Source organism: Arthrobacter horti, assembly GCF_030731045.1.
Lineage (GTDB): Bacteria > Actinomycetota > Actinomycetes > Actinomycetales > Micrococcaceae > Arthrobacter_E > Arthrobacter_E nanjingensis.
On sequence record NZ_JAVALS010000006.1, the window covers coordinates 138937 to 162261 of the forward strand.

Annotated in this window: 19 protein-coding genes; 2 read left to right on the forward strand and 17 right to left on the reverse strand. The window is 67.2% G+C overall.

Going from position 1 to position 23325, the window contains the following annotated elements; translation table 11 throughout:
- Position 1: 1 nt before the first annotated feature.
- The 5 genes from Q9R02_RS10630 to Q9R02_RS10650 all read right to left on the reverse strand — a co-directional run bounded on the left by Q9R02_RS10630 (position 2) and on the right by Q9R02_RS10650 (position 5754).
- The gene (locus Q9R02_RS10630; protein WP_305996659.1) at positions 2–1360 is read right to left on the reverse strand and encodes an ABC transporter substrate-binding protein; all 1359 of its coding nucleotides are present in this window, start codon (positions 1358–1360) and stop codon (positions 2–4) included.
- Positions 1361–1394: 34 nt separating this feature from the next.
- Positions 1395–2540, reverse strand: a complete 1146-nt coding sequence (locus Q9R02_RS10635) for an ABC transporter ATP-binding protein (RefSeq protein WP_305996660.1) — start codon at positions 2538–2540, stop codon at positions 1395–1397.
- A 123-nt stretch (positions 2541–2663) separates the two neighbouring features.
- On the reverse strand, positions 2664–3566 hold the full coding sequence (locus Q9R02_RS10640; protein WP_305996661.1) for a MurR/RpiR family transcriptional regulator: 903 nt from the start codon (positions 3564–3566) through the stop codon (positions 2664–2666).
- Between the two features lie 48 nt (positions 3567–3614).
- The gene (locus tag Q9R02_RS10645) at positions 3615–4277 is read right to left on the reverse strand and encodes a Pr6Pr family membrane protein (RefSeq protein ID WP_305996662.1); all 663 of its coding nucleotides are present in this window, start codon (positions 4275–4277) and stop codon (positions 3615–3617) included.
- 82 nt (positions 4278–4359) lie between these two features.
- Positions 4360–5754, reverse strand: coding sequence for a sugar porter family MFS transporter (locus tag Q9R02_RS10650; protein WP_305996663.1), 1395 nt, complete (start codon positions 5752–5754; stop codon positions 4360–4362).
- A gap of 196 nt (positions 5755–5950) precedes the next feature.
- Here Q9R02_RS10650 and Q9R02_RS10655 point away from each other — a divergent pair, with 196 nt between their 5' ends.
- A complete protein-coding gene (locus Q9R02_RS10655; protein ID WP_305996664.1) occupies positions 5951–6382 on the forward strand; it encodes a thiol-disulfide oxidoreductase DCC family protein in 432 nt (143 codons plus the stop codon).
- Positions 6383–6461: 79 nt separating this feature from the next.
- Here Q9R02_RS10655 and Q9R02_RS10660 read toward each other — a convergent pair whose 3' ends face one another.
- The 4 genes from Q9R02_RS10660 to Q9R02_RS10675 form a co-directional block, all read right to left on the reverse strand.
- Complete coding sequence (locus Q9R02_RS10660; protein WP_305996665.1) at positions 6462–7847, reverse strand: MFS transporter; 1386 nt, start codon at positions 7845–7847, stop codon at positions 6462–6464.
- Positions 7848–8225: 378 nt separating this feature from the next.
- Positions 8226–8981 (reverse strand): SDR family oxidoreductase, encoded by a 756-nt coding sequence (locus tag Q9R02_RS10665; protein WP_305996666.1) that lies wholly within the window; start codon positions 8979–8981, stop codon positions 8226–8228.
- Between the two features lie 10 nt (positions 8982–8991).
- On the reverse strand, positions 8992–9717 hold the full coding sequence (locus Q9R02_RS10670) for an aspartate/glutamate racemase family protein (RefSeq protein WP_305996667.1): 726 nt from the start codon (positions 9715–9717) through the stop codon (positions 8992–8994).
- Positions 9718–9813: 96 nt separating this feature from the next.
- A complete protein-coding gene (locus Q9R02_RS10675; protein WP_425279259.1) occupies positions 9814–11379 on the reverse strand; it encodes an NCS1 family nucleobase:cation symporter-1 in 1566 nt (521 codons plus the stop codon).
- A 370-nt stretch (positions 11380–11749) separates the two neighbouring features.
- Between Q9R02_RS10675 and aceE the strand changes: the two genes are divergently transcribed.
- Positions 11750–14497, forward strand: coding sequence for a pyruvate dehydrogenase (acetyl-transferring), homodimeric type (gene aceE / locus Q9R02_RS10680; protein ID WP_305996668.1), 2748 nt, complete (start codon positions 11750–11752; stop codon positions 14495–14497).
- Between the two features lie 63 nt (positions 14498–14560).
- On the opposite strand, the gene Q9R02_RS10685 is transcribed toward aceE, so the two are convergent.
- The 8 genes from Q9R02_RS10685 to Q9R02_RS10720 all read right to left on the reverse strand — a co-directional run bounded on the left by Q9R02_RS10685 (position 14561) and on the right by Q9R02_RS10720 (position 23116).
- Positions 14561–14992: a universal stress protein gene (locus tag Q9R02_RS10685; RefSeq protein WP_305996669.1), complete on the reverse strand. Its 432-nt coding sequence runs from the start codon at positions 14990–14992 to the stop codon at positions 14561–14563.
- Positions 14993–15229: 237 nt separating this feature from the next.
- Positions 15230–16525, reverse strand: coding sequence for a hydroxymethylglutaryl-CoA lyase-like TIM-barrel protein (locus tag Q9R02_RS10690; protein ID WP_305996670.1), 1296 nt, complete (start codon positions 16523–16525; stop codon positions 15230–15232).
- A gap of 67 nt (positions 16526–16592) precedes the next feature.
- Entirely contained in the window at positions 16593–17744 is a 1152-nt protein-coding gene (locus Q9R02_RS10695) for a sugar phosphate isomerase/epimerase family protein (RefSeq protein ID WP_305996671.1), read from the reverse strand.
- On the reverse strand, positions 17744–18565 hold the full coding sequence (locus Q9R02_RS10700; RefSeq protein WP_305996672.1) for an ATP-binding cassette domain-containing protein: 822 nt from the start codon (positions 18563–18565) through the stop codon (positions 17744–17746). The genes Q9R02_RS10695 and Q9R02_RS10700 overlap by 1 nt, the downstream gene beginning before the upstream one ends.
- Before the next feature lies 1 nt (position 18566).
- Positions 18567–19595 (reverse strand): ABC transporter ATP-binding protein, encoded by a 1029-nt coding sequence (locus tag Q9R02_RS10705; RefSeq protein WP_305996674.1) that lies wholly within the window; start codon positions 19593–19595, stop codon positions 18567–18569.
- Between the two features lie 11 nt (positions 19596–19606).
- Positions 19607–20479: an ABC transporter permease gene (locus tag Q9R02_RS10710; protein WP_305996676.1), complete on the reverse strand. Its 873-nt coding sequence runs from the start codon at positions 20477–20479 to the stop codon at positions 19607–19609.
- 13 nt (positions 20480–20492) lie between these two features.
- Entirely contained in the window at positions 20493–21530 is a 1038-nt protein-coding gene (locus Q9R02_RS10715) for an ABC transporter permease (protein WP_305996677.1), read from the reverse strand.
- Between the two features lie 5 nt (positions 21531–21535).
- A complete protein-coding gene (locus tag Q9R02_RS10720; protein WP_305996678.1) occupies positions 21536–23116 on the reverse strand; it encodes an ABC transporter substrate-binding protein in 1581 nt (526 codons plus the stop codon).
- Between the last annotated feature and the right edge of the window lie 209 nt (positions 23117–23325).

Consider the following 23325-nt stretch of genomic DNA (forward strand, 5'->3'; position numbering starts at 1 on the left):
CTCAGTGGATGAGGTCCTGGGCGCGCTTGGCGGCGTCGGTCATGGTCTGCTTGGGGTCCTTGCCGTAGTAGACGGCGTTCTCCACGGCGGTGGCCAGGATGTCGTCCACCTGGACGTAGCTGTTGCCCGGGTAGGAGACCCACGGCTGCAGCCGGTCCAGCTGGGCCAGGTTCGGGGCCAGCAGCGGGTTCTTCTGCGCCCACTCGTACAGCGAGCCGCCCTTCTCAGTCAGGCCGGTGCGCAGCGGGAGGTAGCCGATCTTGCTGGAGATCTCCGTGTAGGCCTTGTCGCTGGTCATCCACTTGATGAACTCCCAGGCCGCGCGCTGCTTGGCCGGGTCGGAGGAGAGGATGAAGAGGGCGGAGCCGGAGTTGGTGGGGACCGCCTGCTTACCGGCGAACCCGGGCATCGCGGCGTCCTTCAGCTGCCATCCGGCCTTCTTGGAGGCCTGCATGAGCATGCCCTGGAGGGCCGAGCTGGTCACCACCATGGCCGTGTCACCCTTGATGACGCCCTCGTACTGGGCGTTGATGTCCGCGTTGCGCAGCACCCCTTCCTTGCTCAGGGCTGCGAGCTTGCTCACAGTGTCCACCGCGGCGTCGGAGCCGAAACCGATGGTCTTCCGGTCATCGGAGAGCACCTGTGCGCCATTGGACTTGAAGATGCCCTGCATGCACCAGCTGCCGCCCTTGCTGGTGCAGTTGAGGTCCAGGGCCGGCTTGCCGGTGACGGCGCTGACCTTCTTGGCGACGTCGGCCACCTTGTCCCAGGTGGACAGGTCCGGGTCGGTGACACCGGCCTTCGCCAACAGGCTCGCGTTGTAGAAGAGCACGGGGGTGGAGAAGACGTACGGGACTCCGTAGGTCTTCCCGTTCCAGTCGCCCAGGTGCTTGGCGTTGGGGTGGAAGGGGTGGGCGCCGTCCAGGTGGTCCTCCACGGCCTTGGCCCCCACCAGGTCGCTGATGGGCTGAGCTCCGAGCTGGGTGGCGGCGAAGTCGAGCGAGTCGAAGGTCAGCTGAGAGACGTCCGGCGCGTGGCCGGCCAGCAGCTGCGTCTGGACGCTGCTGACGGTGTTGCTGCCGACGGCACCGCCGCCCTGAGGGGCCTGGGCGTGCACCGTGATGTTGGGGTGCGCTGTCTCGAAATCACCGATCAGGCCCTTGATGGTGTCCGTCCAGACGCCGGCCTGGGCCAGGTTGTAACTCTCGAAGGTGATCTCCACCTTCTGGTCCTTGCCGAGTTCGGGGATGAGGCTGGCGGCCTGGTTCTGGCCGGTGCCGGCGCCGGTGCCGCAGGCACTGATGCCCAGGGCGGTCAGGGCGGCGAGGGTGCCCAGCAGGGTTTTGCGACGGGAAAGCATGGCAGTCCTTAGGAAATGGGGGCCGGAAGGCCCGTCAGGCGGGGAGGTTCTGATGGGTGGACAGGGGAAGGCCGGCGGTCTCCTCGAGCCACTCGAGGCGGCGTCCGCTCTCGCGGTCGAAGAGGTGCAGGCGGGAGGCCGGGGCGCTGAGCACGACGGCGGCGCCCTCCTCCCAGCGCTGCTCGCGGGGGCAGGTGGCGGTGAGGCGGTGCTCTCCCACGCGGCAGTGGATGAGCTGCTCGCGGCCGAGGTTCTCGGTGAGTTCGACGGTTCCGCGCAGGGCGGCACCCGTGGTGGGCGCGGCGGCGACCGACCCTGCCGCGTGCAGGACGAGGTGTTCGGGGCGGATGCCCAGCACGACGTCCCGCTCCGGGGTGGCTCCGGGCCAGAGGACCGCTTCGAGCTGAGGCGCCATGACCGTGACGGAGCCGTTGCTGGAGGCCAGCCGGGCGTCCATCAGGTTCATGGCGGGTGAGCCCATGAATCCGGCGGCGAAGACCGAGGCGGGGGCGTCGTAGAGCTCGGCGGGTGTGCCGTACTGTTCCAGGCGGCCGTCCTTCAGGAGGGCGATCCGGGTGGCCATGGTCATGGCCTCCACCTGGTCGTGGGTGACGTAGATGAAGGTGGCCCCGAGCCGGCGGTGCAGCGCGGCAAGTTCCTGGCGGGTGGCGGTCCGGAGCTTGGCGTCCAGGTTGGACAGCGGTTCGTCCATGAGGAACGCCTTGGGCTCCCGGACCAGGGCCCGGGCCACGGCCACGCGCTGGCGCTGGCCGCCGGAGAGTTCCTTCGGCTTGCGGTCCAGGAGGTGCCCGATCTCCACCATCTCGGCCACCTGGGCCACGCGGGCCGCGATGTCCTTGCGCGGCATGCCGCGGATGGTCAGCGGGAAGGCGAGGTTCTTCGCCACACTCAGGTGGGGGTAGAGCGCGTAGCTCTGGAACACCATGGCCAGGTCACGACGGCGGGAGGGCGCCGTCGTGATGTCCGCGCCGTCGAGCTCCAGGGTGCCCGAGGTGGGCTCCAGGAGCCCTGCGATCATGCGCAGGAGGGTGGTCTTGCCGCAGCCGCTGGGGCCCAGGAGGACCAGGAAGTCGCCGTCCTGGACCTCGAGGGAGATGCCGTCCACGGCCTTGACGTCTTTGAAGGAGCGGGACAGCTGATTGAGCACGAGACGGCCCATGGAAACCTCCGGAAATCTTGTTTCCTACATTTCGAAAGTAGGAAACGTTCTGACTTCCAGGGTGGGGGCGGTGTGTTAACTCACGGCAACGCCCCGGGGAACGGCCCGGACCGGGCCAGGGAACTATTCGTGGACGGGCGGCTCGGCACGCTCCACCATGCCGTAGACCACCCGCAGCACATCGGCCTTGGCCGCCGCGGCTTCCGCGGAGGACGCGCCGAACGCCGTGTGGAGGGCGGAGAGCAGCAGCATCTGGACGATGTTCCCCACCACGGTCTCATCGTTGAAGCTGTGGAACTCCGCTCCGGCCACGAGCGCATGCGTCGAGATCTCCGCCAGGGCGGACTTGCCGTAGCTGGTCACCCCGATGAGGGTGGCCCCGTTCCGGGCAGCGGCGCGGGCCGCCTCCAGCGTGAACAGGTTCATGCCGCTGTCACTCACGGCCAGGCAGACATCCCCGGGGCCGAGGAGAGCGGCCGCGACATGCTGGGACACCACATCGGCCGGGGCCTCGCACACCCGTCCGCTGCCCAGGAACCGCAGCGCGATCGACTGCGCCGGCGGCAACGAGGCGCCGTTTCCCACCACCAGCAGACGGCCTGCCGAACGGATGGACGCGACGGCGGCGTCGAAGGCCGCGTAGTCCAGCGCGCCGAGCGCGTTGCGGATCTCATGAGCGGCCCGCGCGAACAGCGTGGTCACCGGATGCCTGGCGTCGCCGGGGCCCAGCCCCTCCAGTTCCGTGTCCCGGGCCGCGTCCCAGGCGGCCGCGCCAAGGTCCCTCAGGAGGATCTGCCGCAGATGCTGAAAGCCCTCCAGGCCCAGGCTCTTGCACGCCCGCACCACCGTGGCCGGCGAGGTCTGCGCATGGCCGGCCAGCTCGGCCACGGACGACTCGGACACGAGCTGGGGATTGTCGATGCAGAGCCGCACCACGCGCTGTTCACTGGGCACCAGCGAGGGCATCAGGGACTGAAGATAGGCGCGCATCCCGCCCAGGGGCGGTTCGGTGAGATGGTCGGTCACGCCCCACTCATATCAGATTCACATGACGCGGAAGGTGGCCGGCCCCTTTCAGGCGTCCACGCGCCGCCGGCGCGGCTCCGCCAGCTTCGTCGACAGCGCCGCGACGGCCACGAAGACGAACGCCGCCACCGCGATCACCAGGCTCATCACCAGCACGGGTCCGTAGCCGGAGGTGCGCGGGTCCAGGAACGGATAGGGGTACCAGTCCACGATCGGCCCGCGGACGAGGCTGTAGACCAGGTACAGCGCCGGGTAGATGAGCCACAGGAGCGCGCCGCGCAGGCGGATGCAGGGCCGGGGCAGGTCCACCAGCCAGTCGATCGCGGCGATGGTCGGGAGCGTGTAATGCAGAGCCACGTTGACCCAGGGCAACGGCACGTTCACGTCGATGTCCGTCAGCAGGAGGCTGTAGACCACCCCGGTGATGGAGATGTAGACGGTGGACGCCCCGCGCAGGAAGTCCAGCCGGCGCGAGGTCTCCCCACGCCAGGCCGCCGCAGCCGCGAGGGCCAGGGCCAGCACCACGATGATGTTGGACTGGATGGTGAAGTAACTGAAGAAGTTGCCCACCTTGTCCGCCCCCGCGCGGCCCACGAGTTCCACGAGCTGTGCGGTCAGGGCGGCCAGCCCGAGCAGCGCGAAGAACGCGCGAAAGAGGGCCAGGCCCCGGTTGACGGACGCTCCCCGGCGAGTGACATCGATGCTGGTCATGAGGTGAGTCTAGGCGGCTCAGGAGACAACGACGACGGCGACGCACCCCGCGCGGGGTGCGTCGCCGTCGTCGTCGCTCAGCTCAGCGGGCGTCTTCCTTGGCCTCCCAGCGGCCGCCGTTCTCCCAGAACTGGCGGATGTCCTCCAGGTGCTTGCCCTTGGTCTCCGGGGCGAACTTGTAGACGAAGCCGAAGGCCAGCAGAGCCAGGACACCGAAGACCAGGAAGGTGCCCACGCCGCCCAGGCCGCTGAGCATCGGCAGGAACAGGAAGCCCACGATCACGTTCGCCACCAGGTCGCTGGTGAGCATGACGGAGGATCCGATCGAGCGCAGCCGCGCCGGGAAGCTCTCGCCGGCGTACACCCACACCAGGGCGCCGAAACCGAAGGTGAAGCCGACCGTGAAGAGCAGGACACCGATGAAGCCGAGTGCGGTCAGGATGCCACCGAACTTGTCGCCGCCGGCGATGAACACGGCCACCAGCAGGACGTTCGCGGCGATCATCATCGCGATGCCGCCCAGCAGGATCGGGCGGCGGCCCACACGGTCCACCAGAGACAGGGAGATGAACACGGCCACCAGGGCCACGGCCTGGACCAGGGCGGGCAGGCCCAGGATGGCGGCGTTGCCTTCGAAGCCCATGGACTTGAAGAGGATGGGGCTGTAGTACACGATCGCGTTGATACCGGTGATCTGGATGAAGAAGCCCAGGATCACCACGAACACGGTGGCCCGCAGGTACGGCTTGCGGAGCATCTCGCCGAAGGCGCCGCGCTTCTCCTCGGCCAGGGCGGCCTGCATGTCCGCGATCTCGCGGTCCACGTCGGCGTCCGGCTCGATGTTCGCCAGGGTGGCGCGGGCCTCCTCGACACGGCCTTTCATCACATACCAGCGGGACGTGTCCGGGATGCGCAGGACCAGCAGGAACACCACCAGGGACGGGATGGCCGCGAGGCCGAGCATCCAGCGCCAGGCGCCGGAACCGGAGAGCGCCCAGGCCACGAGGTAGCCGAGGATGATGCCGAACACCGTGGCCACCTGGTAGGCCACCAGCATGGCGCCACGGATCTTCGCCGGAGAGCTTTCCGCCACGAAGACCGGGACCACCACGATGGACACGCCCACCGTCAGGCCGAGGAAGAGGCGGGCGATCACCAGGATCTCCAGATTGGGCGTCACGCCGCTGAGCAGAGCGAAGAGCGCATAGCCCGCGGCCACCAGCACCATGGACATCTTGCGTCCGAGCCGGTTGGCGAGCATGCCGCCGATCAGGGCGCCGACCACCTCGCCGATGACCACCGTGGTGGTCACCAGGCCCAGCCCGGCGTCGTCGAGCCGGAACTCATCCTTCAGGAAGAGCAGTGCCCCGCCGATGTTGGAGGAGTCGTATCCGTAGATGATGCCGACTGCTGCGGCGGTGATGCCCGCCAGGAGGCCCGCGCGGGGCGTCCTCTTGATGTCCTGGATAAGCGACACTGCTGTCTCCTTCACGGTCTGGAATTCGTTACGAGCAGTCTAATCCCAGTGTGATTGATGTCGCATCATTTATGGCGATATTGATCATAATAAATCATTGATGTGTGCTTTTGATCACTTCTGGCGGCGAAGACCCCTCAGTCACACACTTGCGAAAGCAGGATTAGGATCAAAGGAACACCGGGCAGGAGGAATCATGGACGTGATCTTCGACGGGCAATGCGGGTTCTGCACCCGTTGCGTCGGCTGGCTGCGCCGGCTGGACCGCAATGGCCGCCTCGCGTTCCACCCCTTCCAGGACCCGCTCACCCTGGACGCCTTCCGGCTGGACCTCGAGCAGGCCCGGTCCTCCGTCTGGGCGATCGGCACCCCGCAGCGGCACGACGACGCCGGCCCGGCCGGCGTGCGCCTCAGCGGCGCCGCGGCGATCGCCGCCGTCCTGGACACCGCCGTCGGCGGCCGGTTCTTCGGCGGCGTCTACCGGATCCCCGGCGTCGGGCCCGTCCTGGAGGCGGCCTACCGCTGGGTGGCGGCCCACCGCTACCGCCTGCCGGGTGCCACTCCGTGGTGCACCGAACACCCGATGGACTGCTCGGGCGCCGTGCCCGGCGCCGGCTGCGCCCTCTGACCAGACGCGAGAAGGCACGTGATCGCAGTCCCCTGCGGGAACACTGCGATCACGTGCCTTCTCGGTGAAGGGGCTGCGCCTAGGCGGCGGCCTGCGGCGCCGCTTCCCGCTCCTCCCTGGTGGGGATCTGCTCGATCCGGCCGAGCACCACGACGTAGAAGAACACGCCGATCACCAGCATGATGCCGGCCACGATGAACGCCCAGGCGAAGCTTCCGGTGAGCTGCACGATGAAGCCGGTCACGATCGGGGCAGTGGTGCCGATGAGGTTGTTCACCGTGTTCATGACGGCTCCGGTCGCACCGACGGCGCCCTCCGGGGCGATCAGGGCCGGGAGGGAGTTCGTCACGCTGAAGGCGATGGTGATGCCGGTGGTCCCCAGCGTGATCCAGACGAGCGACCAGAAGAGGTCGTGAGTGAACGCGGTTCCCACGATCGTGATGGCGAGCACCATGCCGCCGATGATGAACACCCGGCGGACCGCCGTGCTGGACTTGCCGTTCTTGATCATGCGGTCCAGCCAGAATCCCGGCAGCAGGTACTGGACCACCACGGCGACCAGCCACGGGACGGCCGTGACCAGTCCGGACTTGGCGACGTCCATGTGCATCTGGGACTGCAGGAAGCCCGGCAGCCAGGTCAGCAGCATCCACTGCACATAGCCGGCACAGCCCAGGCCGAGCGACATGCCCCAGACCTTGCGCTGGCGCAGGATGTAGCCGAGGTTGGCGAGCGGGTTCGGCCGCGGGGCGTCCTCATGCTGCGCGCCGCCGGAGAGGATGTGGTCCAGCTCGCCGTCGCTCAGCTTGCCCGCACGGTTCATCGCCTTCGGGTCGCGGTAGCGGAAGAAGAAGACTGCCGTGTAGATGAGGCTGAGCACACCGATGGTGATGAACGCGCCGCGCCATCCGAACACGGCGACCGCGGCACCGACGATCGGGAAGCCGATCACATTGGACAGCCGCTGGCCACTGTCGAAGATCACGGTGGCCATGCCGCGCTCATTGCGCGGGAACCAGTAGCTGGTGACCTTCATGGCGCCCGGGAAGATCGGAGCCTCCGCGAGGCCGAGGATCAGGCGGGCGACGAGGAGCAGACCCATGCCGCTGATCGCGGCGGTGAGGAAGCAGGAGATCGCCCAGAGCGTCGTGGCGACCCGCATCACCCACTTGATGCCGATCTTGTCCAGCAGCATTCCCATGGGGATCTGCATGAGGGCGTAGGACCATCCGAAGCTGCCGAGGATGATGCCGATCTGGCCCTCGGTCATGCCGAACTCCATGCGCATGTCATGCTCGGCGACCGACATCGAGCTGCGGTCGATGTAGTTGATCAGCACGGCGAAGAACAGCAGGAAGCCGATCGACCAGCGTACCCAACCGATCTTCCCCGCCCGGCTGGCCGCGTTCCCCCTTGTGGGCGCCGTGGCAGCACTTCCCGATGTGGCCGTTGTGTCGTCAGACATTTTGCTCCTTTGCAATGTCGCAACTCCCGATGCGTGGAAATCCGGGAAGGCAGTCCCGATTTCCGGTCGAATCAATGTAATCCGCATCACACTAATTCCACAAGGAGAAAACCTGTTCTCGCCTGACGGAAACAGTAATATCTGCTTTATTTGGAATCACTCAAAATTCCGGGAGGCTTCTCTCGCTCTGAATTCATCAGATGACCCGATTACTCGAATAACTACTCCTCAGTGACTCATTTCCGGCGCTGAAAGCGACCATTTGACCCGCGTTCCCCGGGGCGTGAGAACACTCCCGTTAACGCGAAACGCCAGGTGAGCGCGGTCCAGAAGCCTGGAACCGTGCTCACCCGGCGTTTCGGATGTGGGGCGCGCCTGTCAGCCGCGGCCCACGAACGGCATGCCCGCCGCCGTGACCAGGAGGTTGCCCACGCTGGCGCTGGCAGGCATCGAAGCCATGAGCAGCACGGCACGCGCGGCGTCCTCCACGGGGAACATGGGCTCCACCTTGCGGGAGCCGTCCGCCTGGAGAGCGCCGTCGCCCACGCCGATCACGTCCATGATCTCGGTGCGGGTGTTGCCGATGTCGATCTGGCCGCACGTGATGCCGTACGGCCGCCCGTCCAGTTCAATGCTCTTGGTCAGCCCGCTCATGGCGTGCTTGCTCACGGTGTAGGCCACCGAAAGCGGGCGCGGGGAATGCGCGGAGATCGAGCCGTTGTTGATGATCCGGCCGCCCTGCGGCTCCTGCGCCTTCATGGTGCGCACGGCCTCGGCCGCGCACAGGAAGGAACCCGTGACGTTCACACGCAGCGTGTCCTCGAAGCCCGCGGCGTCGATGGTGTCCACCGCCCCGCTCGGCCCGAAGATGCCCGCGTTGTTGAACAGCACGTCCACCCGGCCGAAACGCTCGCGCGCCGCGGCGAAGAGGCGCGCGACGTCGTCGGCGTCGGTCACGTCGGTGGGCACCACGAGGGCGTTCCCCGCCCCCGCCGCGGTCTCCTCGAGCGCGTCCGCCCGGCGGCCGGCCAGGGCCACCCGCCAGCCGTCGGCGAGGAAGAGACGTGCGACGGCGCGCCCGATGCCGGAGCCGGCGCCGGTGACGACGGCGACCTTCTGTGCTGCGTCAGTCATCGTGATGGCCTCAGCCCTGCGTGATCGGCCAGCCGATGACCTTCTTGGGGCGCGGGGTCCCGTAGGTGCGCACCTTGGACGTGGTCAGGCCCAGGCGGACCAGGGACTCGGCGATGGTCACGGCGGCGGCGACGCCGTCCACCACGGGGACGCCGCAGCGTTCCTTGATCTTCTCCTCCAGGTTGGCCATGCCACCGCAGCCGAGCACGATCACCTCGGCCTTGTCCTCGGTCACGGCCAGCTCGGCCTGACGGACGATGGCCTCCACGGCCAGTTCCGGGTTCTCCTCGAGCTCCAGCACGGCCATGCCGCTGGCACGGACGGACGCGCAGCGGTCATCCAGGCCGGCCAGCTTCAGGCGGTCCTCGATGAGCGGCACGGCGCGGTCCAGGGTGGTGACCACGGAGTACTTGTGGCCCAGGAACATGGCGGTGCTCGCGGCGGCCTCGGTGATGTCCACGACGGGGACGTCCAGCAGTTCCTGCAGGCCCTCGCGGCCGTGCTCGCCGTAGCCGGCCTGGACGACGGCGTCGTACTCGCCCTCGTAGTTGACGATCGAGTCCATGACGGCGATCGCTGCGAGGTAGCTTTCGAAGTTGCCCTCACAGGAGTCCGCGCCGAAGCGCGGCGTGATGCCCACGATCTCCGTGTCCGGGCCGGCCGCGGCGCGTGCCTGCGCCGCGATGGAGTCCGTCATGGTCTGCGTGGTGTTGACGTTGGCGACCAGGATCTTCATGTGTTCCTCCGTGCGATGTGGCGGGGCTCGATGTTGGCGTCCCGCCGGTTGCTCTGCTGCTAATTCTGACGCACTGGAATCAGTGCCGGGAATGCGTCAGTGGGTGCTTGCGATGGCGATGGTTTCGCCGTCGGTGTCGGTGTAGCGGGTGCCGCGTTCGGCGATGAGGTAGTAGACCAGGGCCGCGACGCCGGCGCCGAAGAACCAGGCGAACGGGGCGACTTCTTCCAGGGCGGGGACGAAGGCGATGGTCAGGGCCACGGCGGCGGCGATGAGCAGGGCCGTGACGGCCTTGGGGTTGAAGCCCTTGCGGTAGAAGTACGGGGCGGCCGGGTCCTGGGTGTAGAGCTTGGTCACCTCGACCCGGCCGCGGCGCACCAGCCAGTAATCGGCCATGATGACCCCGAACAGGGGGCCGAGGAGGGCGCCCAGGCCGCCGAGGAAGTACACGATCACGATCGGGTTGTTGTACAGGTTCCAGGGCAGGATGATCAGCCCGATGGTCCCGGACACCCAGGCGGCCCGGCGGAAGTCCAGGTGCTTGGGGAACAGGTTCGTCAGGGCGTAGACCGGGGCGACGAAGTTCGCCATCAGGTTCACCGCGACCGTCAGGACCAGCAGGGCCAGGCAGGCGGCCACGAGCAGGACGGTGTTGGGGATCAGCTGCACCACATCCGAGGGCGAGGAGATCAGCTTGCCGTTGATCTTGAACTGGCCCCCGGCCAGGACCACGGTGATGGCACCGAAGAGGAGCATGTTGATCGGGATGCCCCAGAAATTGCCCTTCACGATCGACTTACGGGTGGTGGCGTTCCGGGTGAAGTCACAGAAGTTCAGCACGAACGTGCCGTAGATGGACACCCACAGGGCCCCGCCGGCGAAGACGTTGCGCCACATCTCCCCGGTGTCCATGGGTTTGATGCCCTGAACCTGGATGCTGCCCCCGGCCTGGACGAACACCCAGATCGCCAGGGCCGCCATGGTCACCAGGATCACGGGACCGGCGAAGGCCTCGTACTTGCGGATCATCTCCATCCCGTAGCTGACGATGATCAGCTGGATGATCCACAACGCACCGAACGCGATCCAGCCCAGGGAGGACAGGCCCAGGATGGAGTTCTGGTCCATCGGGGCCAGGCCCGGGATGAGCTTGATCAGCATGATCCGCAGGATCACACTGGCCAGGTAGGTCTGGATGCCGAACCAGGCCACCGCGACCGCGCCACGGATCAGACTGGAGATCTGAGCCCCCCGGATACCGAAACTGATCCGGCTCATCACCGGGAACGGCAGACCCGTCTTCTGGCCCATGAACCCGGAGAAGTTCAGCAACAAGAACAACAGCACCGCACCGACCCCGAGGGCCAACAGGATCTGCCACGCCCCCATCCCCAGGGCGAACAGGCCCACCGCGAAGGCGTAGTTACCCAGCGAATGCACATCATTGGCCCACAAAGTGAAAATGCTGTACGCACTCCAGGTGCGCCCGGCCCTACGCGTCGGGGCCAGATCCTTGTTGTACAGATGCTCACTGAGCTCAACACCGGCCGCCTCCGAAAGCTTCGGAAGATCGCCGGTGAAATCGTGGTGGACGGCTGAGTCGATACCCGGTTCGGCTGTCATGACCGGCATGACGTCCGCGACACTGGGGTTCGTCTGCATGGTGTCTCCTGTTTCAGATGCTGACGGCTCGCATCCGCCGCGCCCATCCCCCGGTGGATCGGCTTCCATAATGCGAAACTCTTTTATTGAAGAATGGAATACAGGATATGGCCGGGATCACAGGCGGTCAACGCGAACCGAGCGTCCTCCGTCACATCCGGGATACCAAAGGGAGGGCCTTGAGGCACTGTGAGCCACGTCTCCCCTGGTCACTCCGGCATGAGCCGCGTCACGCTAGGAACTTCCTGGGAACAGCGTTGACTGAGGGCTCGGTGCCCGATAATCTCGATATACAGAATTATTTTTTCGTATGTCGGAAAGACGCCGGAACCCGGCGCCAGCCCAACCGTTCAATGAAGAGAGGTCACCTGTGGCTGCTGATGAAATCACGCCCTCGATCCTGAGCACACTCACCAACGCCCTGCCGGATTCCGATCCGGAGGAGACCGGCGAGTGGGTCGAATCCTTCGACGCGCTGGTGCGTGAGCAGGGAACCGGCCGCGCCCAGTACGTGATGCGCTCCCTGCTGCAGCGCGCGGGTGCCCAGTCCGTGGGCGTGCCGATGGTGACCACCACCGACTACGTGAACACCATCCCGGCAGACCAGGAGCCCGCGTACCCGGGCAACGAAGAGTACGAGCGCGCCTACCGCCGCGCCATGCGCTGGAACGCGGCGATCATGGTGCACCGCGCCCAGCGCGCCGACATCGGCGTCGGCGGCCACATCTCCACCTACGCCGGTGCCGCGACCCTCTACGAAGTCGGCTTCAACCACTTCTTCCGCGGCAAGGACCACGCCGGCGGCGGCGACCAGGTCTTCTTCCAGGGCCATGCCTCCCCCGGCATGTACGCCCGCGCCTTCATGGAAGGCCGCCTGTCCGAAGAGGACCTGGACGGCTTCCGCCAGGAGAAGTCGAAGGAAGGCCACGCCCTTTCCTCCTATCCGCATCCGCGCCTGATGCCCCACTTCTGGGAGTTCCCCACCGTGTCCATGGGCATCGGCCCCATGAACGCCATCTACCAGGCCCAGTCCAACCGTTACCTGCACAACCGCGGCCTGAAAGACACCAGTGACCAGCAGGTCTGGGCGTTCCTGGGCGACGGTGAAATGGACGAGCCGGAAAGCCGCGGCCTGCTGCAGCTGGCCGCCAACGAGGGCCTGGACAACCTGAACTTCGTCATCAACTGCAACCTCCAGCGCCTGGACGGCCCCGTCCGCGGCAACGGCAAGATCATGCAGGAACTCGAGGCGTTCTTCCGCGGCGCCGGCTGGAACGTCATCAAGGTCGTCTGGGGCCGCGAGTGGGACGAGCTCCTGGCCAAGGACACCGACGGTTCGCTCGTCAACATCATGAATGACACGGTGGACGGCGACTACCAGACCTTCAAGGCGGAGAACGGCGGGTTCATCCGCGAGCACTTCTTCGGCCGCAGCGCCCAGACCAAGGACCTGGTGGCGGATCTGACCGATGACCAGATCTGGAACCTCAAGCGCGGTGGTCACGACTACCGCAAGGTCTACGCCGCCTACAAGGCCGCCACCGAGTTCAAGGGCAAGCCGACGGTCATCCTGGCCAAGACGGTCAAGGGCTACGGCCTGGGTGCTCACTTCGAGGCCCGCAACGCCACCCACCAGATGAAGAAGCTGACCATGGAGGACCTGAAGGCCTTCCGCGATCTGCTCCGCATCCCCATCAGCGACGAGGTCCTGGAGAAGGACCTTTACCGCCCGCCGTACTACCACCCGGGCATGGACGCACCGGAGATCCAGTACATGATGGGCCGCCGCGCGGTCCTGGGCGGTTCCGTCCCGGAGCGCCGCCCGGAGCACGTCGAGGTCAAGCTGCCGGACGCCAAGTCCTACGAGGTGGCCAAGAAGGGTTCCGGCAAGCAGAAGGCCGCCACCACCATGGCGTTCGTCCGCATGCTCAAGGACCTCCTGCGTGACAAGGACTTCGGCAAGCGCCTGGTCCCCGTGGTGCCGGATGAGTCCCGCACCTTCGGCATGGACGCGTTCTTCCCGACCGCGAAGATCTACAACCCCAAGGGACAGAACTACCTGTCCGTGGACCGCGAGCTCGTCCTGGCGTACAAGGAGTCCCCGCTCGGGCAGCTGATCCACCCCGGCATCAACGAGGCCGGCGCCGTCGCCGCGTTCACCGCCGCCGGCACCGCCTACGCCACCCACGGCCAGCCGCTCGTGCCGATCTACGTGTTCTACTCGATGTTCGGCTTCCAGCGCACCGGCGACTCCTTCTGGGCCGCCGCGGACCAGATGACCCGTGGCTTCATCATCGGCGCCACCGCCGGCCGCACCACCCTGACCGGTGAAGGCCTGCAGCACGCCGACGGCCACTCGCCGCTGCTCGCGAGCACCAACCCCGCCGTCGTCACCTACGACCCGGCCTACGGCTACGAGATCGCGCACATCTTCCGTGACGGTCTGGAGCGCATGTACGGCCCGGACTCCGCGGACCGCAACCTCATGTACTACCTCACGGTGTACAACGAGCCGATCCACCAGCCGGCCGAGCCGGAGAACCTGGATGTCCAGGGCGTCCTCAAGGGCATCTACAAGGTCTCCGCGGCCGAGAACCCGGACGGCAAGCCGCGTGCTCAGGTCCTGGCCTCCGGCGTCTCCGTGCCGTGGGCGCTGGATGCCCAGCGCATCCTGGCCGAGGACTGGGGCGTGGCCGCCGACGTCTGGAGCGTCACCAGCTGGAACGAACTGCGCCGCGACGGCCTGGCCGCCGAGGAGCACGAGTTCCTGAACCCGGGCGCCGAGGCCCGCGTGCCGTTCGTGACCAGCCAGCTGGCCGGTGCCGAGGGCCCCGTGGTGGCCGTGTCCGACTACATGAAGGCCGTGCCGGACCAGATCCGCCAGTTCATCCCGAACGAGTACGCCGTGCTCGGTGCGGACGGCTTCGGCTTCTCCGACACCCGCCAGGCCGCCCGCCGCTTCTTCAAGAACGACACCCACTCCGTCGTTGTGAAGACCCTGCAGATGCTGGCCCGCGAGGGCAAGGTCAATGCCCAGGCCCCGGCCCAGGCCATCGAGAAGTACCGCCTGCTGGACGTCAACGCCGGCACCACCGGCGGCGCGGGCGGCGACGCCTGATCCACCGCCACAACGAAGAAGGCCCTCTCCGGACGGAGAGGGCCTTGTTCGTTCAGGAGCGGATCACTCCGAGGTCTCGGCGATGTAGACGTTGCAGGACGCCTCATGCGCCACGGAATTCGCCACGCTGCCGAGAACCCGGGCCAGGCCCTTCATCCGGCGGTTGCCCACCACGATCAGGTCAGCGCCATGCTTCTCCGCGTGGGCGATCAACGCCTCGGCCGGAGAACCTCCCACGATGAACGCCTGGACGTCCGTTCCGTCCGCCGCGAGGTTCCCGGCCACCGCGCTCACCGTCGCCTCGGCCTTGGCCTGCGCATCCGGCAGAACCACGGCACGCTCATAGCCGGCACCGTGCAGCGACACCTGGGGGCTGTCGTAGGCCGTGACCACGTGCAACTGGGCCCCGAAGGCCTTGGCCAGGGACTTGGCCTTCTCTGCCGCCCGCGCGGCGGTCTTGCTTCCGTCGACTCCGACGACGATGATGTCCGGCATGTTTTTCCTCCTCTGAGAGTGAATTCCGCTCAACCGTACCGTGCCGGACACCCGGGCGGGAGCCTCCGGACAGTCACATTCGGTATCCAGGCCACGCGCGGGTATGAGTGTGCTCACAGCCGAGGCCCCGCCCCCGTGGGGGCGGAGCCTCAGTGCCGGTCTCTGCCTGACCGTGTACGACGTCGGCCGCTCACCGGAGCGGGCTGCGCACCGCCGTCGTCGTCCTTGTGCGCCGCCTCAGCGCGTGCTGACCTGGCGGGAGGAATCCACCGTCTGGCGGACCAGTGCGCCGGCCTGCTCCGGGGTGAGCCACCGCGGGTAGGCCGGGATCTCGTCGATGGCGTCGTTGAGGGCCTTGTACACGGCCTCGACCTCCACCTCGTTCAGTTCCAGCCCCAGGTTGGTGGCCAGCTGGCGCACCATGCCGCGGGTGCTCAGGCGGTCCCAGACCCAGCGGATGTCCGCGCCGACCACGTCGGCGTGCAGGCAGCCGGAGATCGGCGGGAACGTCCGCACGCCGTCGCGCAGGGAGTTCAGAACGTCCGCCGTGGTGCTCTTGAGGTAGGCGTATTCGCCCGTGACCGGCTTGAGCGCGGGGTTCGGGAGGCCGGTCTCCCGGTACACCAGATCGGACAGCGCCTGCAGGCCCTCCAGCTTGATGCCCGTGTCCACGCCGTAGAGGACCTCCAGGCTGGTGGCCACCTCCTCCAGCGGTGGGAAGCCGCAGCGGTAGGAGACGCCGTTGACGGACACGTCCGGGCCGGCGCCCGCCGCCGCGGCCGCAATGGCGCCCGCCGTGCCGAGACCGAAGTCGTCGTGCACGTGCATGGTCAGCGGGACCTCCTTGACCAGCCCGGCCCGGAAGCGGCGGATGAACACCCGCATGGCCTCCGGGCTCAGGCTGCTGGTGGAGTCCATGAGGTCGATGCGCTTGGCTCCGAGGGCCACGGCCTCATTGGCCGCGCGCATCATGCTGTCGAAGCCGCGCCGCCCGGCCTGGGCCAGGGTCACCGTCCACTCGAGCCCGCTTGAGGTGGCGTACTCCGTCACCTCGGCGAGCTGGCGGAACTGACGGGCCTCGGCCTCCGGGGAGGAGGCCTCCACGATGCCCGGGGCGATGACCTTGGCGCCCAGGGAGAGCAGGAGGTCCACGGTGGACTTCGGATCGATCCGCGGGGTGCCCTCGCCGTTGCCGAGCAGCGTGTCGGCGTAGACGTTGCAGGTGAACTTGAAGCCTCCGGCGAGGATCTCACGCACCATGGCCAGTTCCCGGGCGTTGGGGACGTCGTCGCCCCACCAGTCCAGGTTCAGGCTCTCATCCTTGATGCCGATGTCCTCCAGCCCCTGCGCGATCCGGAGGAAGCCGTCCAGGGTGGTCTGGGCGCCGGCCGTGTAATTCGTCTTGCGGAGGGTGCTGTCGATCAGGCCCAGCGGGCTGGGGAAGTCGAAGTCACGGGTGACCTCCTCGTCGAAGTTGACCGGGCTGACCCAGTGGCTCCCCTCCACCCGGAATTCACGGTTGGGGTTGATCATGTCTCGTCCTTTGCTTCAGTTCAGGGTCGCGCTGTCCGGTGACCGCGCGGTTCGGTGACGACGCCGCTCAGTGGCCCGCGGCGGCGTGCTGCACCAGCGGCGTGTGCAGGGGGTAGCCCGCGTCGCCGATGATCTGCCGGGCCATGCGGGCACCGGTCTTGATGCACTCCACGGCCTCGGCGTACTCGTACGGCTGGGTCAGATAGTTGCGCCAGTCCGCAACCTCGCCCGAGGTGACGCGCTGCTCGTAGTGGTGGACCATGTCCAGGTACGCGGCGAGTTCCTCCACGCTCAGGTCGGGGTGCCCCACCAGGAACTCCGGGTTGAAGGCCTCGATCACACGCGGCCGCTGGGCCGGGGTCTTGTCCAGATAGGACTGCGGGTTCTCGATGGTCACGTTCATGGTCGGGTTGGCGGCGACGATGATCGGCAGGACGCCGGCGAAGTCCACCACACCCTCACCGTACGGCCGCAGCTGGTGGACCAGCCCGCCGTCGTCGTGCGCCACGTAGGCGTCCTTCAGGTGCGTCTGACGGACGTACAGCGCCACGCGCCGTGCCGCGTAGACGGGATGCTCCATGCGCTGCAGGACGTTGGCGGTGTCGTAGACGATGCCGGTGACGTCCGGGCCCACGGCCTCCACCAGGCGGACCAGCTCGAAGCTGGTGATCTCCTCGTGGGTCTCCAGGTTCATGTGGATGCCCAGGTCACGGGCGATCGGGGCCAGGCGGTGCAGGAACTTCTCCGTCGCGGCCAGCTGATCGCTCCAGTCCACGTCCGTGCGGAAGCGGTCATAGGCGAAGCGGCCGAAATAGGAGCCCTTGAAGTTGGCGGTGGCCACCCACAGCTCGCGGCAGCCGATGGCCGCCGCGGCCTCCATCATGCGGCGGAAGCCCAGCACGATGTCGCCGTCACCGATGGATCGCAGCTCGGGCGCCTCCGGGTTGGCGAAGGGGTTGACCTTGCCGAGGCCGGTCTCCAGGTAGAGGTCCAGGTCATCCGCCCGCTGGCGGAGCTCCTTCAGTTCCCCGGCGTCCAGGGTGGGGCTCATGTCCAGGATGGTGCGGAAGAACAGGCCGTCCATGCCCAGCTCGTGGGCGTGGTCGATGGTGGCGAGTGCGCCGCGCTTGGCGGCCTCCGGGATCTTCTTCCCGTCGACGCCCACGCGGATGCGGTGGGTCGAGGCGGTCCCTGCGGGACCGGTGGCGATGGCGGTCATCAGGCAACCTTTTCGTTGAGCCGCTCCAGCGCCCGCTGACGGGCGATGGTCGGGTTGGGGTTCGGGACGGCGGCCAGCAGCGCCTTGGTGTACGGGTGGGTCGGGTTGGCGAGCACCGTCTCGGACGGGCCCTCCTCCACGATCTGGCCCGTCTGGATGACGGCCACCTGGGAGCAGATCTGGCGGACCACGGCCAGGTCGTGTGCGATGAACAGGACGGTGAAGCCCAGTTCCTCCTGCATGTCCTGCAGGAGGTTGAGGACCTGCGCCTGGACGGAGACGTCCAAGGCGGAGACCGGCTCGTCACAGATCAGGAGCTTGGGCCCGACGGCGAGTGCCCGGGCGATGGCGATGCGCTGACGCTGGCCGCCGGAGAAGGAGCGCGGGTAACGCTCCAGGTCACGCTCGCTCAGGCCCACCATGTTCAGCAGCTCGGCCACACGTTCGCGGCGCCGGGCGCGGCCCGGCACGAGCTTGTGGACCTGGAGTCCCTCCCCCACCAGCTGCTCCACGGTCATGCGCGGGTTGAGGCTGGCGGTGGGGTCCTGGAAGACGAACTGGACTTCACGCCGGATGCGCTTGAGGGTCTCGCCCTTGGCCTCCGGGATGTTGATGCCGTCATAGCTCACCGTGCCGCTGGTGGGCTTCTCAAGGCCCATGATGCTCTTGATGATGGTGGTTTTGCCGGAGCCGGACTCCCCCACCAGGCCGGTGATGGTGCCGGCCTCGACGGTGAGATTGACATCCCGGAGCGCCTTGACGGGCTCGCGGCCCAGCGAATGGAACGTCTTGCACACATCACGCAGTTCAAGCAGGCTCACGTCACTGCTCCTTTCCGGCGGCGGGGTAGAGGTGGCAGGCGACCATGCCGCCCTCGGGGGCGGGCCGCAGCTCGGGGATCTGTTCCCGGCACAGGTCGAAGGCCTGGGAGCAGCGCGGGTTGAAGGCGCAGCCGGTGGGGCGGTTGCCCGGGTGCGGCGGGGCGCCGGCGATGGTGAGCAGACGGGGAACCGTCTGATCGATGCGGGGCACGGCCTGCAGCAGGCCCTGGGTGTACGGGTGGGCCGGGTTGTTGAACAAGGTGTCCACGGACGCCTCGTCCACCTTGCGGCCGGAGTACATGACCGCCACGCGGTCCGTGAAGCCGGCCACCGTGCCGAGGTCGTGGGTGATCAGGAGGACGGCCAGGCCGCGTTCCTTGGACACCTTGTCCATCAGGGTGAGCACCTGTTCCTGGACGCGGACGTCCAGGGCGGTGGTCGGCTCGTCCGCGATGATGAGGGACGGATCGGAGATGAGGGCCATGGCGAGCACGACGCGCTGGCGCATACCGCCGGAGAACTCGTGCGGGTAGGCCTTCATGCGGACCGCGGCGTTCGCGACGCCCAGCTCCTCCAGGACGGACTTGGCACGGCGTTCCGCCTCCGCCCGGTCGACGCCTGCGACGCGGAGCGGTTCCATCACCTGGTCACCGATGGTCATGAGCGGGTTGAGCGCGCCCATGGGGTCCTGGAAGACCATGCCGATCTTGTGGCCGCGGATTCCGACCATCTGCTTCTCGCTGAGCTTGAGCAGATCCTGGCCGTCGAAGTCGATACTGCCGGTGAGCCGGAAGTCCGGGTCCAGGCGCATGATGCTGCGGGCCGTGACGGACTTGCCGGAGCCGGATTCGCCCACCAGGGCGACCCGGTCGCCCGGGGACATGTCCAGGCTGAAACGGTCCACCAGGCGAAGCGGGCTGTTCTTGCTGCCGGCTTCGATGGTGAGGTTGCGGACGGACAGCAGGGTGGTTGCGTCGGGACGGGACACGGTGGTCTCCTGCTTCGGACTGTGGATGAGTGTTGTGTTCATGGTGGCTGACCTCAGCGCTTACGAAGTGCGGGGTTGAAGCGGACCTGGAGGATGTCGCCCAGGAGACCGAACGCGACTGCCGTGATGGCGATGGCGACGCCGGGGGCGAAAGCGGCCCACGGAGCGGTGGCGATGATGCCCTTGGCGCTGGTGACCATGGCGCCCCATTCGGCGCTCGGCGGCTGAGCACCGACACCCACGAAGGAGAGGCCGCCGAGGATCAGGATGGTGTTGCCGATGTCACCGGCCCACTTGACCAGGAGGACGTCCATGGAGTTCGGCAGGACGTGACGAAGCATGAGGCGGGTCCGGGAGACGCCCAGCACGCGGGCGTTCTCGACGTAGGCCTGGCTCATGGTCTCGCGCATGACGCCGCGGAGCACGCGTGCCGTGACGGGCCAGCCGGTGAGGATCATGGCGATGATGGCCGAGTTGAGGCTCGGGCCGAGGGCCGCTGCCACACCGAGGGCGAAGATGATCGGGGGGAAGGCCAGTGCTGCGTCCACGACGCGCATGACGACTTCGTCGACCCACTTGCCGCCGAGGGTGGCGATGGTGGCCACCAGGATGCCCACGATGGAGAAACCGGTGACGATGGCGACCGCCGAGAGCAGCGAGGCCTGGGCGCCTGCGATGATGCGCCAGAAGACGTCACGGCCCTGTTCGTCGGTGCCCAGCCAGTGCTGGGAGCTGGGCGGTGCCAGTGCGCTCAGGATGTCCGAGCGGTAGACCTGGGACTCGGGAGCGATGAGGGGCCCGACGAGGGCCAGGATCAGCAGAAGCACCACCACGATGGGGATGACGATCTGCGTTCCCGGGATCCCGCTGATGGAACGGAGCCAGTTGCGGCGTTCCGGGGAGAACTTGGTGAGAGTTGTAGCCATGGGATTCAGGCTCCTAGCCCAGCTGCCCGGCGCGGAGGCGCGGGTCTCGGATCAATTGCAGGACGTCGACGACGAAGTTGGAGGCGACCACCAGGACGCCGATCACCAGCACGCCGCCGAGGACTGCGAAGGTGTCTTTCTGGGCCACGGCGTTGGTGAGGTAGGAACCGATTCCCACCAGACCGAACACCGACTCCACGAGGACCGCGGCACCGACCATGGCTCCGAACTGGATACCGACCAGGGTGATCGAAGGGCCGATGGAGTTCGGCAGGACGTGCTGCGTGACGAGCTGGCGCTGCGGGATGCCCTTGGCACGGGCCACCGTGAGGTGTTCACGGGCCAGGACCTGCACCAGCTCGGCACGGAGCATCCTGAAGAGCTGAGCTCCAAAGGGGAGCGCCAGGACGATGGCCGGGAGAATGAGGTGCTGGAAGCCGTCCCAGGCGGCCATGGGGTTGCCGGCCAGGAGGGAGTCCAGGACCACGGAACCGGTCCGGTTGGGGACGCTGATGCCGCGGGAGAGACGTCCTGAGATGGGGAAGATCTCCGCCTTGGTGCCGAGGCCGTACTGCAGGAGCAGGGCGAGCCAGAAGGTCGGCAGACCGGCGCTGATGACCACGAGGATCTTGATGGTGTAGTCGGTGCGGCCGTCACGGTGCAGTGCGGCCAGCGTGGCCAGCGGGGTGACCACCGTGATCACGATGATCACGGCGAGGACCACGAGCTCGATGGTCTGGGGCAGCACCTGCTGGATGCCCTGGGCCACGGACATGTGGGTGGAGATCGACGTTCCCAGGTCACCGTGCAGGAGGCGCCCGATGAAGGTCACGAACTGCACGGGGAGCGGCTGGTCGAAGCCGAGGCTCTTACGGATGGCCTCCACCTGTTCGGGGGTGGCGTTCTCACCGGCGGCCACACGGGCCTCGTCACCCGGGATGAGCTTGACCATGAAGAACACGAACGCGGTCAGGCCGACCAGCGTCACCACCGAGGTGGCGAATTTTCTCAGGAGGAAGACGGCTGTCTGCTGCTTCGGGTTGTTGGCCATGACGATCAGCCCACCCGGACGTTGAAGAAGGACATCGGAGTGGCAGCCCAGTCGAAGGTGATGCCCTTCAGGTCCTTGCGGTACCCGACCGGGAAGGACACCTGGTACATGTTCGCGGTCACGGAGTCGGCGGCGACGTCGCTCTCGACCTGCTTGTACAGATCGCAGCGCTTGGCTTCATCGGGCTGAGTGCGGGCCTGGGCCAGGAGGGAGTCGACCTTCGGGTTGGTGTAGGCACCCTTGTTGGTGATGCCGATGCTCTTGGAGTTGTACAGCTTGTCCAGGGCGGCACCGGGGTCCGGGCTCATGATGTAGTCGTTCAGCAGCATCATCGACGGGATGGTGGACGGGCTGGAGAGCGTCTTCAGGTAGTCCGGGAAAGCGATGGGCACCAGGTTGACGTTGACTCCCAGGTCCTTGAGGTTGGACTGGAAGAGCGTGGCCAGCTGGGTCTGGACGGAATCCACGGACTGGTAGCGGAGCTCCAGGGTCTGGTTGCCGAGGCCGGCGAGCAGCTGCTTGGCCTGGGCGGTGTCCTGGGCCGAGGGGGCGGACCCGTCAGGACGGCAGGTGAACGAGTCGGAGATGACGCCGGAGGCGATCGATCCGTTGCCGTTCTCGATCTTGGCGTAGCCGCCGGCGTAGTCGAAGGCGAGCTTGAGGCCCTGACGGATCTTGGGATCCGCAGTGGCTCCCGTGGACGTGTTGAAGAACACCTGGGTCAGACCGGAGGTCTTGAGGAAGGCGACGTCCACGCCCGGCTGGCCCTTGATGGCGGCGGCGTCGATCGCGGAGATGCCCAGGGCGATGTCGACGTTGCCGGCCTTGAGCTCGTCACGCTCGGTGGCGCTCTCATCGATGCGGCGGAAGGTCATCTGCGTGGGCCGCTTGTCGTCGAAACCCCAGTACTTGTCGTACCGGGTGACGGCGGTGCCGTCCGCGGTGGAGGTGCCGGTGCCGACGAATGGGCCGGTGCCGGCTTCGTGGGACTGCAGCCAGCCCTGGCCGTCATCCTTGCCGGCGTTCTTGGTGACCAGGTCGGCCTCCATGACGTAAACGTTGGCGAGGCCGTTGATGAAGAAGGCGTTGGGGGCCTTCAGATTGATCACCACGTGCTTGTCATCCACCACGGTGGTGGAGTCGTAGCCCTGGAGCTGGGAGGCGATGCCCTGGCCCAGTCGGACGTAGCGGTCCAGGCTGAACTTGACGTCCTTGGCGGTCATGGTGGTGCCGTCGTGGAAGGTGACGCCGTCACGCAGGGTGAAAGCGATGGACTTGGCATCCGGGGCCACCTTGAACTCGGTGGCCAGCGCGCCGACCATCTTGTTCTGGGCATCGAACTTGATGAGGGGTTCGTAGACGATGTTGTCCACCATGTTCGTCTGTGCGTAGTCGGCGCGCAGCGGGTCCATGGTGTTGAACTCGTGCTTGAAGGCCACGACGATCGCGTTCGAGCCGCCGCTGGCGTTGCCGCCACCGCCGCCCGCGCCACCGGCGGTGCAAGCGGTCAGCATCGAGGCGACAAGCGGAACGGTCAGGATGGCCGCACGCGTGGTGGGCCGGAAGTGACGGATGTTGAAAGACATGGGGGGCTCCTGGAGTCCTGTCAGTGAAGAGGTGTTTCGGGGGGACGGACAGCGCCTGCGCTGTTTCCGGTGTCGCCGGGCGGACGGAACCTTGGGTCAAGGGCCGCTGGGCGGATCAAGTTTCCTTTGGAGTGCTGTGCGGTCAGCGGGTGGGCCGCTGAGCGTGGGCGCAGCAGGCGGGATGGGACGGCGCCTGCGGCGCCGGGCGG